This window comes from Paraburkholderia tuberum STM678 (genome assembly GCF_902833905.1).
In the GTDB taxonomy this organism is placed as follows: Bacteria; Pseudomonadota; Gammaproteobacteria; order Burkholderiales; family Burkholderiaceae; genus Paraburkholderia; species Paraburkholderia tuberum.
Genome location: NZ_CADFGP010000107.1, coordinates 1 through 12,255, shown reverse-complemented (window position 1 = coordinate 12,255; position 12,255 = coordinate 1). Strand labels below are relative to the sequence as shown.

Here is a 12,255-nt window from a genome sequence, read left to right as displayed (position 1 = left end):
TCTATGGGGACTTGTATGTCAAGCCGTTTTTGATCACGTGAAGGGCTTGGATTTCATGGTGGCTCCTGTAGGTTGTTGAGCGCGTGATGCCTTGGCGCGACATGGCTGTGCCATCCTGGTCCGGGGTCGGGGTGTGATGAGCGTTCGAGCCAGTGCCCGAACGAACTTCTATCCGTGCAGGGCGCCAACACCCTGCACCTCATGCAGCATGCGCGCAAGGCGCGCTGGCAAACCCCGGTTATGGGCGCGCCCCATCTCTGCGAGACGGTCACGGGGTGCCGTGACCCGCCGACGTTCCGGGCGCGTCGACCCTGGATCATGATGACGTGTTGCGTGCGAAGGCGTTGCGTGGTACCCGTGCTGCCCGGAATTTCAGGCAGCTGCCGGCTTGAGCGAGGCGCCGGCCGGAATCTCGCCGTGCTCGAGGTAGTGCCACAGCGCGATAGCCAGGCGCCGCGCCAACGCCACGATGCCCACGCGCCGCATGCGCTTGCCGCCGCCGGCAAAGCGCCGGTTGAACCACTGGGTCAGGAGGCTGTCGGGCTGCAGCTGCAGCCAGCGCCAGGCGAGTTCGACCAGCTCATCCAGATTGACGCGCGGCTGGCAGGCAAAGCTCGCCGGCGACAAAGTCGCAGTTGTGCATCCCAGGCACGATCGATGATCTGCTTCGGGATACCCTCGTGCCGGCGCTGGATATCAATGCTTACACGTGCCGGATGCCGGTAGCTCCAGGCTGACTCGACCAGCAGCTTTCTTGCATAACTGTTGCCGGTTTTGGTGATACTGCCCTGACGTCTCTTGCCGCCGGACGAATGTTCCGAGGGCGTGACGCCGAACCATGCCATCAACTGCCGTGGGTGTTCAAAGCGCGACAGATCGCCAACTTCGGACACCAGGCCAACGGCCGAGACAAACTGGATGCCGCGCATCGCCTGCAGGGCCAGCACGACCGGATAGAACCGCCAGCCGGTAACTGCCTCACGTAGCGCGAGTTCCAGGCGTTCACATTGCGCCAGCCGGTCCTCGATGGTACGCCTGTGTTCGGTGAACGCCAGTTTCTGCCATGCACTACTAAACGAAAGAGTGCTCAGCCAGCGCCGGTGGGCCGGGCCCCAGTTCGCCCGGCCGGAGTACTGTACGCCGTGCGACAGCAGAAAAGACTTCAGTCGCTGTCGAGCCTGCTTCAGGTCGTCGCGGACGGACGACCACGCCCTGGCGAGATCACGAAACGCCTCGTCTTCTACGGTTGGCACGTGAACTGCGGAGAGATCACCGGCTCGCAGCGAGCGTACCAGTTTGATCGCGTCACGCCGGTCGGTCTTGACGCGGTCACCTGGTTTCCGCGGAATCAACGACGGCGCACACACCATGCAATCGAAACCCTTCGCGATAAGCCGTCGATACAGGCCATACCCGCAGGGACCCGCTTCATAGACCACACGAACGTGCCGTGCCTTCGATTGCAGCCGTTTGCACAGACGATCGATCTCGATCTGCGTGGTGCCGATCTTGCCAAGCAGTTCCACGTCGCCCATGTCGATCGCGTAGGCAACCGTGATCGAGTCCTTATGAACGTCCAGCCCAACGTATAACGTGCTATCGTTTTCCATGCTGGCCTCCGTGCCGGAAATAAACCGTTGAGTGGTGGCTCCGGCCACACTCTTGCGGCTCTGGCAGCATGCTAACCCGCGCTTCACTTCCCCACGGCGGCCAGCCTCGCTGCCACGGGAGTCATACTGACTTGGTGATGTGGCCGAGCCGGGTCTTACCGCCACTGCTGGCCTGTTTGGGCACAGAGCCAAGCCAGGCGGAAAATTGCCGTCCGTTCCTGAACACGCGCGCGTCACCGACGGTCGCGACGGCGGCCGACGCGGTGAGCGGCCCGATACCAACGATGGCCATGAGACGTTGCGCGTTGGCGTCATGTTTGACCCGCGCGGCAATCTGCGAGTCACACCACGCGATCTGCTCGTCGAGGGCGTGGATATGATGCCAGCCGGCGAGGAGCGCGGCGCGTGCGATACCGTCCAGCTCTGTGGTCCCGTCCTCCAGTGCCTCGATGAAGTGGGCACGGAACGCGTCGATGCCTTGTGGGAGGAACACGCCGAACTCGAACAGTTCGCCACGCAGGCGGTTGACGAGTGCTGTGCGCTCCTCGACAAAGCCGCTGCGCATCCGGTGCAGCACCAGCACGTTCTGCTGGTCAGCGGTCTTCAGCGCGACGAAACGCATATGGGGGCGGCTCGCTGCTTCACAGATGGCTTCCGCATCCAGCCGGTCGTTCTTCACGTGCTTTCCGCCTTTGCGGTACGCCGCGGCGAACTGTGGGGCGATCAGGCGGACTTCGTGGCCGAGCGCGCGTAGCTTTCGGCCCCAGTAGTGGGCCGCGCTGCAGGCTTCCATGGCCACCAGGCAGGGCTCGAGATTGGCGAACCATTCGAGAAACTTCTGCCTTGGGATCGCCTTTCTGACTGCCACGCGCTCCATTGAGTCGACTCCATGTACCACGATCAGGTTCTTGGCGAGGTCGACGCCGATACGAGTAATCTTCTCCATGACTTTCCCCTTCTCAGATGGGTTGCCAGCACCAACCATCGTGGCATATTGCTACGCCACGGGATGGGGAAAGTCCTTTCTAATTCGGAGAACCGTTGATCTTGAAATAGGTCGAGTGGGACGTACTTCCCGCACGTGCTGTCAACTGGCCGCGAGCATGGCGAGAAGCCGTTGCAGTCTGCGCAACTGCGCAGGGGCGATGCCGGGTGTTAGGCATGCTTGGCGTACGCGCAAATGCCAATAGCTTTGACCGAAAACCGGTGTTGTGCGGTCGAAGCGAACGGCCTGTTCCAGATGCGCGGTAGCTGCGTCGAGATTCTTGATCGTGTAAGGGTTGCCGCCTCCAAGCACTGCAAGTCGTGCGGGCGGTTGCGGTTGCTTGCTCAGTTCGGGCATTTTAATCCGGTCTGCATCTATGGAGGCGACATGATTGATCAGCGTTGAGACATTCCGCGTCTCTAACGGTAGCTGCGTTGCAAATGGATGGCGGCGAAGTATCAATAGCACGCGAGTTGTACCGATGTTCGGCCTCCGTCGCACCGGCTGTCGTTTCGCTTGCGATCGACGGCCCGCATCGGCGAGCCATGGCTGCGCGCATCGATGACCAATCGCGACTCGGGCATTTAGCATGCGGTTTATCCGTGCGGCGGATGTATTTTCTGTACTTCCCGTGTTGGAAGGTTGCGAGCATATCGCCACGGTCGCTACCGTTCAATGTCTTCCCGTCAAAAGCGCAACTAACGGTCAGAGTGATCCGCCATCGCACTCGGGCTTCGCCCCAAAACTAGCTGACAAAAGGACCTGGCCGGGTAGCCGTCGGTGTGATACGTACGTGCCTAGGAAAACGCACAACGCTCCATTGAAGCGACTTCACCTCGGCGCCGAAAACACGTCGCTCATCTGTGGTGCCCGCTTCACTTCATCGCTTGGTGTTCGGGTCTCGTCTTTAGGAGGCCCCAGTTGACCGCGGCATCAAACGCCCGAATCGTCGGTTAGCTAGCCGAACTGCCGAAAAGGAATTGTGTCCTGAAAGCGTCGAGCAGGTCGTCCGAATCGTCGACAAACTCGCCGAACATGAACGTCGCAGCGCGCGCAACCAGGTCGGCCTTGAGCGCGGCGTAGGTCCCGGGCGTCTGCAGGATGCGGCCCACCGCTTCCCGCGTCTGCGGATGAGCCATCTCCCGGGCGTCTCTGCCAAGCAGACCTGCGGCCGCAATTTCGACCTTGAACTCGCACGCTTCGAGTAGATCCATTGCCTCGTCGTAGACGCGTACATCGTTTCCGGCGAAGAAGAACTGCCGAAGCGTGAACAGCAGGTCCGACGCATCGGTATTTTTCTCGTTTCGCCGGTCCTGCCAGGCCATGATCTTGAGCAGCACGAATGCCGGAATGGCAACGACGGGGACCACGAGACCTTCGCCGATATCCACCTGTTGCGCCGTCTCGACCGCTTCCTCGAAGCCGAGCACGTTCATGACGATGTCGCCATTGGGCGGCCATGCAATGGCCCCGGGCGGCGTTTCGATCGGCCCGAAGGGAACGAGGTCGAGCTGCACGCCGTATTCGCCGGGCTCGCGCCGGAAAAGGAGCTGCTGTTGGGCTTTCGCGTTGTGCGTGAACTGACCAGTCGCGAGAAGCTCGACGATCAGGCGCTGGTGGAATTCCCAGCTCACCGCGCAAACCGCGACATCAACGTCTCGAGTGGCGGTCGGGGCCTTCACTCCGTGCAGGTGCAGGAACTGGATGTCGCGCGCGGTTGCGCCCGCGAGTACGAACCGCGTCCCGAGTTTCTGGCACGCATCCTTCACAGCGGCGAGCAGCGCGATGGTAAGGGGATGCACGGGCCGGTCGGCCGGCACTTTACTGATCGAGGAAGCGTTCATAGAGCGTCTGTGCAACGGCCTGGTTACGGCTATCGGACGAGAGCATGAGATCGGCAAAGACGAGCACCGGGTGAACGACGCGAGGCGCGACGTCCCAGTTTGGTTCGGCATGTTCAGGCCAGAACGACTCGAGTATCTCAACCTCGCCATGTGGGTCAGGGCGCAGGCGTGCAGCCTTGACGAGCGGTGACGACACGCCGCCATGCGCATAGACTGTTACTGACACGGCCTTGTTCGCATGCGTGAGTGCTTCAGCCGCGCACTCTCCGCCAAGGCGGGCGTTGAAGTCCGCAAGCGGCGCGCCTTGCCACCAATCGATGCCCACGCCGCTCGCGTAACGCCGGGCTCCCAGCTTCGTGCGCAGACCGGTGGCATAGTGGCTCACCCAGTCTTTGATGAAGTGGCGCCGGTGGACGATCATGCGGCGGTCGTTCTTTATGATGACGAGCCGGCGCGCGATCAGGTCATCGACTGCCAGGTTGACCGTGTTGAGCGCCACGCCCGACTGATTGGCAATGGTGCGGTAGGGCTGTTCAACGAGACCGGGTTGGGTGGCGAGTGCAAACGATACACGCAACCCCTTCGGGGTCGTCGATCGCGAGGTGATGTCCGTCCGCCTGAGCCTGGGGTTTTCGCGGCCCGTGATCATGACCGTTAACTCGGGCTGCTCGAGGTAGACATTCCCCGCGGTGTCCACGAACGGAATGCGGTTGGCGATGAGATTCTCAGCGAGCCTCGACGACACATGGGACGTGACCAGCATCACCGGCCGGGCGCCTGCGGGGTCGTCGAGCCGAGCATTTTTTTGGACAAGGGCCGCAGCGGCGCTCGGGGAGCCAGCGTTGGCGGCGATCACCACTGGCATGTCGAAGTGCTTGCCCGACACGGAGAAGTGGATTGCCGCATCCGCCGCATCCGGGCTCGGGGTGACGTCAACGCGAGGCTCGGCGTGAAAGCGCTGCGTCGCAGCGGAAAAGGCTTCGCATGCGAGGCTAAGCGCCGTTTGCTCGGTGGCAGAGAGGCGGTCGGTTACAGCCATCAGGGATGTCCTGTTGTACGCTTTTGCAGGAGTGTATTCCAAAAACGTACATATTGCCATTGGCGTACAAGTCATCTCCCCTCGTATGGCAGTCCTCCCCCGGCGCTGTGGCAGCAGGTACTTTTTTGAGCGACTGTACGCTAGAAGCGGACAGCACCGACGAAACGTACAAACTTGGAAAGGTCATATCGTTTCGAGCGGTGCCAAGTAATCCGATTAACTAGCGGAAAGGGATCGGCGTCCATCCCAGCGCCGCATTGCTGGGGCGACCACCAAGGCGGGTGAGTGAAAAGGAGGACAGGACGCAGATGCCCTGATGCCGCCGAGGCGAATTGGTGCATTGCAGCAATCTCGGTTACAATATTAGCCTGTAGTTGTCTTTGCGCCAGTTCTTGCGCTTCCCTAGCGCCCGCTCATCAGCGGGCCGCATTCATCGCCCCCGTTGCGATCCTGAGACTCGTGCCTGCCTCCCGCCGTGAAATGTGCACGGCTTGGCGCTGTGGTGCGGGCGCCCTCTGGGCTCGCGATCGCTGGGCAAATCCGTCCAGGAGGATCTATGGCAAACGTTGATTGGAGCAACTCTCGTCCAGACACGGCTGCACCAACGCCGAACGTGTCGGCCCGGCGCGCATCGAAGGGCAAGGCCGTCGCAGTCCTGCTGCCGATGGACATGGTGCCGCAGGACGAAGAGCAGCGTCGCCAGATGCGCGCACTCATCCAGCTGGGCAAGGAACGCGGCTACCTGACTCACGCCGAAATCAACGATCACCTGCCGGATAACTTCGCGCAGACCGCTGCCATTGAAACCATTGTCAGCACCTTCAATGACATGGGCGTGGCCGTGTACGAGCAGGCGCCCGACGCGGCGACACTGTTCCTGAACGACGCGACGCCGGCAGCTGTGTCTGACGACCAGGCCGACGAGGAGGCCGAGGTCGCGCTTTCCACCGTGGACTCTGAATTCGGGCGCACGACCGATCCCGTCCGGATGTATATGCGTGAAATGGGTGGGGCCCAACTCTTGACTCGTGCGGGCGAGGTTGAGATTGCCAAGCGAATCGAAGGCAGCCTCCATGAAATGGTCCAGGCGATTGCGGCTTGCCCGGCGACTGTCTCCGTGATCCTTCAAAACGCGAAGCAGATTGAAATCGGCGAATTGCCGATCGACGAACTGGTCGACGGTATTAATGAAGAGACCGACTCGGTCGAATTGTCCTCGGCAGATTTGGCTCAAACGCCGGACATCGAGCAGGCCACCGCTGACGGTGACGACGTCGAGAGCGACGACGGCGATGATGACAGCGAGTTCGGAGAACGGGACGCCGCGAGGGCGAACGAAGCGCGCCTGAAACAGCTCACGAGCGACAGCCTCGTCATATTTGCACGGGTGCGCGAGCTGTTCGATCAGATTCCAGGTGCCGACGCTGCGCAGGGGGAGGGACGGGCGGCCCGCGAGCGCCTGTGTGAAGCGATCCAGCGCGAGCTGGCGCACATTCGCTTTACGGCCCGAACCATCGATCGGCTATGTACCGACGTGCAGCAGCAGGTCGCACAGGTGCGTGCGGTCGAGCGGCATATTCTGCAAATTGCCGTTGGCCGGTGCGGCATGCCGCGCGAGAACTTCGTCGAGTCGTTTCCCGGACACGAGACTGATTTTTCCTGGACTGAAAGCACGGGTGCAGCGTCGCGCGAGTACGGCGCAGCGCTTTTGCGCAGCCTGCCGGCGATTCAGGCTGAACAGCAGAAGCTTATCGATATTGAAGCGAAGGCAGGACTGCCGTTGCAACAGCTGAAGAAGACCAACCGGCAGATGATGGCGGCCGAGTCGAAGATGCGTCAGGCGAAGCGCGAGATGATCGAGGCCAACCTGCGCCTCGTGATCTCCATCGCCAAAAAGTACGTGAACCGGGGCATGCACTTCCTGGACCTCATCCAGGAAGGAAACATCGGGCTGATGAAAGCCGTCGACAAATTCGAATATCGACGCGGGTGGAAGTTTTCGACTTACGCAACATGGTGGGTGCGGCAGGCCGTCACGCGTTCGCTTGCGGATCAGGCGCGCACGATCCGGGTGCCCGTGCATATGATCGAGTCGATCAACAAGATGAACCGGATTTCCCGCGAGATCTTGCAGCAGACCGGACGCGAGGCTCATCCCGCCGCGTTGGCGCAGCGCATGGAACTGCCGGAAGAGAAAGTTCGCGGCATGTTGAAGGTCGCGAGGCAACCCGTATCGCTCGAGACGCCGGTGGGCGAGGATGCTGACGCGACGCTTGGCGATATGATCGAGGATCCGATGGCGGCATCACCCGCGGATGCGGCCGTAGCGGCGAATCTGCGCGCCGCGATTAATGACGCGCTCGATGAGTTGTCGCCGCGCGAAGCGAAGGTTCTGCGGATGCGTTTCGGGATCGATACCGCGTCTGACTACACGCTCGAGGAGCTGGGCAAACAGTTCGACCTGACGCGCGAACGGATCCGGCAGATCGAAAGCAAGGCAATGCGAAAACTGATGCACCCGAATCGCGCCGCCAAGCTACGGCCATTTCTCGACCATTAAGGCGCAGACGCGTGCATTGGCGGCTCGTGTTGTTTCGAACGACGGCATGAGCAGTCAATGGTCGACCGGATAATGGCGATTGTCGGTGCGCACCGCGCCGGGCTGGCCCGATGCGTGTCGTGCTCCAAGGGACGGTAGGTCGCCGCGGGCTACCGCCGACTCACAGCAGGACTGCCTGCTGCAAAAGCTCCAAAGCCTTCAATTCGTCCAGTCGGCCCGTGCGTGCCTTACCTGCCAGCGTCTTGATCAACGCCTCCGCGATTGGCGCGATACCGTGGAGACTGTCTAGGCTGGTGACGGAAGCGGGAAGCGACACGGGGTTTTGCTGCGGGACTTCAGTGACTGGAAGCGATTCAGCGATTGTCGGTGTAAATGCCTTCAGCTTGCCATCACTGCCTTCAGAGGAGGGACCGGCGGACTCGGCGGGCCCACCGATTGTAGGGTTGTGGTCGCTGGCGAGGGGCGTCTCTTTCTCCTCTGCGACCTTCGTTGACGCAGGCGAGGCGCTTTCCGGCTCGACCGGGACGCCCGGCCGCGCGCGCCGCGCGCGCCGCGTGTGCGCCTTCGCATTTACGGGTCTCCCTGACGCTCCGTCGCTCGCAGGGGCCGCGATGGGCTCGTGTTGATCCGCGGACGCTCGTCCGCGCGAAGCAGGAGTGAGCAGCAGCGACACCGACTCGGGAATCTCGGCTTCCGAGCGCGGCGAGTCCAGCCAGCCAGAAGGCAAACCAAGTCGTTCCGTGAAACGGTTTGCTTCGACATCGTCCATGCGTTTCTTGCCATACAGCCGATGGGCCATGTTGGAACCGGTCATCTCCATGACTACCCCGAGCCTTGCCTTGGACCCGTTACGACCCGTGAGGACGTGAAGGTTACGCCGTCGAACGTTTTCGACTGTGGCGCTGTCGTCTAATGCCAGCGGTTGCTGCCTGGTCGTTTCGGAAGAGGTCCTGGATTTCGACGGCGAAGCTTTTCCTCGCGTATGCGCGTCAGTTTGTCTGGCCAACTGGCTTCGACTCTTTTTGACGGCCACCGGCGACCCGACCACTGCTTTCTTTGGCATTTCCATTTCCTCGGACAGGTTATCCTCAAGAATTGATTGTTGGCCGCCGTTTCGGGCGGACGCCGGCATAAGTGTTTCAGACACAATTTCTGGCTCGCTGTCTGTCTTGACGAAGTCAAGCGGCGACTTTAGGCGGGCGATGGTTTCGGGCGCGAGGGAAGGATGGGGCTGGTCAAAGAAACCATGCGGCAGCCCGAGCGTGGTTTCCATATGAAAAGCGGTCTCGGGCGTGAATCCTTCGCCCTTCATCAGTTCAGCCACCCTCGTCATGTTCGATTCGAGTCCTAACGCGATATTCTCTGCACCCACCGCATCGACGAGAAACCGAAACGATCGTGTTTTGAAAATCGACGCAGTCTGGGCGGAGTCTCGAGGAGGTGCCTTCACGTACGGATGTCCCTGCCGGTTGGGCGGAGATTTTTTCGCGTGGCGAGATTGGCGTTGGCCGCTGTCCCGAGGTCCCGCATATCGTCCGCGGGGTTGACTCATAAAATAGGGCTCCGTGCGATCATTAAGGTTCCGACTCGGGAATTATAGACGAGGGGCAATGCCGGCATCCGATGCGTCAGCCTCTCCATGAAGCGGAAATAGACGCACGCGACGCACGATTGATCAAGAGTAGCCTCAAGCAACCTCAATGGCCGCTCTCGAGGTCAAAAGGGGCATCCGTGCGTTACTGCCATCCGGCAAATCGTTGGCCATTTTCGCCGTTCGCGTTTACCAACAGCAGTTCACCGCGTCCGCTTCAGTGATTCGCAACAAGTCATTACCATGCGGTCCGCAACGGAGGATTGATGCTGACTACGCTCCCCTGAACCTGAAAGGCACTTCAAGAGAACAGCGCCGGCTTTTACCGCGCGCGAAAGGCAAGGCGCGCAGCAAGCCGCTCAGCCAGCGCGCGGTCAATGACTTCGAATGAGCGAATGAGCGGCTCGCCCGCTCATAGGCATACATGTCGCCGGTCGCGATGTCGAACCACCAGCCGCTCAATACCAGCGCCTTGGCCGTGACCTGCTGGCGGACGATCGGGTAGTTCATCAGATGCTCGAGTTGCACGAGGACATTGAGTTGCGACAATTGGTCGTGCGGCTTCAGCCTGTCGTCGAGCGGGCCTTCGTGTTCGAGGCGAAACGCCGCGTTGATGGCGTGGTAAAGCCATTTATCGAGGTTCGGCGTTTTCAGCTTCGGGTTGTGTGCATATACGGCTTTTATCGCACCGCATTAGGAATGCCCACACACGACAATATTCGCGACTTTCAGCACCCACACTGCGTACTCGATCGCGCCTGCCTCGGCGAGGTCGCCGGTCGACGCCCCCTCTGCGGTCGCCGGCGGAATCAGGTTACCGACGTTGCGCATCGTGAATAGATCGCCCGGATGAGTAGATACGAGCAGGTCTGGCACAACCCGGCTGTCCGAGCATGTGATGAAGAGAGTGCATCAGGTGTCTGGGCGAGCACAAGCTTGCTGAACTGTTCGGCATACTGCGGCAGCATTTTCTCGCGGAATTCGACAATGCCCAATATGAGTTTGCGCATGGCGTGCCTCCGAAACAGATAGTTGTGCACCGTCGGGCCTGACGATTCTCCCACTTCTCGCGTGTCCGCGGTACAGGCGAGCCTCGGTCCTCCGCAAGCAGATGCCTTGAGCGGGTCGTGCGATCGAGCAGGGTCAACGCGACGCGGTGCGCAATAACGCCGCTACGGCAGCGACGTTATTGATCGGGCGGAGCCATGAAGCAGACAGGATAAATGGCTCTCTCGCGGGGTCCCAAAGAATGCAAAATAACTGTCTCAGGTTATCAAAGCACTATCCCAGTATCGGATAGACGCACGACAGTACTGCCAGATGCGAATGCCCCTTTGTGCCTTTGTGGGCGAGCCTTGACGATCGTCGTACGATCGACTTTTGCCTTGCCACGACTGGCAGCACGCGACCATGGCAATCGCGGCTACCGTCTTTCGGAAGCCGGGTTGCGCGCGCAGGCACACTCATTGACCGCCTACGGCGCTCTGTCGTCGATGTAACTCTCTCGCGGCGGATACACCCCCGCCAGGCGGGCGATGAGTATCGCGACGAACAAAGCTCCGGTTATCTGCTCGATCATGCATATGCCGCGCGCCGGGCGCGTGAGCGGCGTTATGTCTCCGAAGCCCGTACTGGTGAGCACGGTTATGCTCAGGTAAAGGGCATCGGCATAGACCAGTCGCCCCGGTTGCCCGACGATCATGTACGACTGCGGATAGACGAATCCGATCATCGCGTAAAGGTACGCCCAGAGCACACCGATCAGGAGATAAGCCGCCGCAGCGCCAAACAGCTTGTCCTGCGTCATGATCCTCGGCTGGAAAACGTAGCGGAGCAGATACGCGGTGGTCATGAAGTAAAGTGCGGCGCTGAACATCCACGACCATGCCAGATCCGTGTCGCTGTCGCGCCAGAGACCGAGATACTGGAACCACACCGCGGGAACGGCGAGTAACAGCGCGATGAGGAACGACAGTGTCGTGCGCCCGACAGCTGCGACCGTCGCGATGAGGAGGAACATGTTGACACCATTCACAATCAGGCGGCCGTGGTCGCTCGCGGGGACGAACGACACCGCGCCGATGAGAACGAGCAGCACGACAAACAGCCAGAAGCAGCGCTGGAAAAAAATATGCGACAGGGAGTCGCGCGTGGCACCGATACCCATATTGATCTCTCGCTCGGTTCGTAATGCTGGTGACTTGTAAGGTCGCACGCGCGCCATTGAAAGCGCAATGGCTTTGTTTCAGTCGCCCATCGTTTGAGCCCATGTGCCAACTCGAGGCCGCCAAAAGGCAGTGGCGCCGAAAGGCGGACCCTGCAACGAGCCGCCGCTGGGGGGAAGCGGGAGCCCACGGTGATGGATCGGGTGCTGTTTCGAGATATCACTTGCGCACCCAACGTGCAAGTCGAGCCGCAGATCGAGGCTCACCGAGGGATCTCGGCTCGGACGCCTGGTTAGGCTGGGATGGCCGCTTCCGCATGCGAACGCGCCGTTCGAAAGTGCACATGACGGCACGGGCCAACGGCCGGAGATGGCGTGCGCCGTGTAAAGGCGGCGCTTTCCCAGTGGGTGTAAGCCCCACCCGGCAACCGCTCCAGCCGGAAGCAACCGGAGCAGCTATGG

The 12,255-nt window shown here is 61.0% G+C and carries 6 protein-coding genes and 4 pseudogenes; 1 reads left to right on the top strand and 9 read right to left on the bottom strand.

Annotation, left to right across the window (positions count from 1 at the left end):
* Nucleotides 1-372: 372 nt before the first annotated feature.
* From HWY30_RS42275 to HWY30_RS39045, 6 genes and pseudogenes are all read right to left on the bottom strand, one after another.
* Nucleotides 373-579 (bottom strand): annotated as a pseudogene (locus tag HWY30_RS42275) (IS110 family RNA-guided transposase); the annotation flags it as partial.
* Nucleotides 580-617: 38 nt separating this feature from the next.
* Nucleotides 618-1,610, bottom strand: a pseudogene (locus tag HWY30_RS39065) (IS110 family RNA-guided transposase); the annotation flags it as partial.
* A gap of 130 nt (nucleotides 1,611-1,740) precedes the next feature.
* A pseudogene (locus tag HWY30_RS39060) lies at nucleotides 1,741-2,556 on the bottom strand (IS110 family RNA-guided transposase); the annotation flags it as partial.
* A gap of 141 nt (nucleotides 2,557-2,697) precedes the next feature.
* On the bottom strand, nucleotides 2,698-2,952 hold the full coding sequence (locus HWY30_RS39055; protein ID WP_244145188.1) for a hypothetical protein: 255 nt from the start codon (nucleotides 2,950-2,952) through the stop codon (nucleotides 2,698-2,700).
* A 596-nt stretch (nucleotides 2,953-3,548) separates the two neighbouring features.
* Nucleotides 3,549-4,439, bottom strand: a complete 891-nt coding sequence (locus HWY30_RS39050; RefSeq protein WP_090812129.1) for a nucleotidyl transferase AbiEii/AbiGii toxin family protein — start codon at nucleotides 4,437-4,439, stop codon at nucleotides 3,549-3,551.
* Nucleotides 4,417-5,478 carry a type IV toxin-antitoxin system AbiEi family antitoxin gene (locus tag HWY30_RS39045; RefSeq protein ID WP_090812130.1) on the bottom strand — a complete coding sequence of 354 codons (1,062 nt, stop codon included), beginning with the start codon at nucleotides 5,476-5,478 and terminating at the stop codon, nucleotides 4,417-4,419. Before HWY30_RS39045 ends, HWY30_RS39050 begins: the two co-directional genes overlap by 23 nt.
* A gap of 556 nt (nucleotides 5,479-6,034) precedes the next feature.
* Here HWY30_RS39045 and rpoD point away from each other — a divergent pair.
* A complete protein-coding gene (rpoD, locus tag HWY30_RS39040) occupies nucleotides 6,035-8,038 on the top strand; it encodes an RNA polymerase sigma factor RpoD (protein WP_090812131.1) in 2,004 nt (667 codons plus the stop codon).
* A gap of 160 nt (nucleotides 8,039-8,198) precedes the next feature.
* Here the strand turns inward: rpoD and HWY30_RS39035 are convergent, their stop codons facing one another.
* The 3 genes and pseudogenes from HWY30_RS39035 to HWY30_RS39025 form a co-directional block, all read right to left on the bottom strand.
* Nucleotides 8,199-9,488: a hypothetical protein gene (locus HWY30_RS39035; protein ID WP_425199432.1), complete on the bottom strand. Its 1,290-nt coding sequence runs from the start codon at nucleotides 9,486-9,488 to the stop codon at nucleotides 8,199-8,201.
* Nucleotides 9,489-9,951: 463 nt separating this feature from the next.
* Nucleotides 9,952-10,639, bottom strand: a pseudogene (locus HWY30_RS39030) (carbonic anhydrase).
* A gap of 464 nt (nucleotides 10,640-11,103) precedes the next feature.
* Nucleotides 11,104-11,796 carry a potassium channel family protein gene (locus HWY30_RS39025; RefSeq protein WP_090812133.1) on the bottom strand — a complete coding sequence of 231 codons (693 nt, stop codon included), beginning with the start codon at nucleotides 11,794-11,796 and terminating at the stop codon, nucleotides 11,104-11,106.
* Nucleotides 11,797-12,255 lie beyond the last annotated feature (459 nt).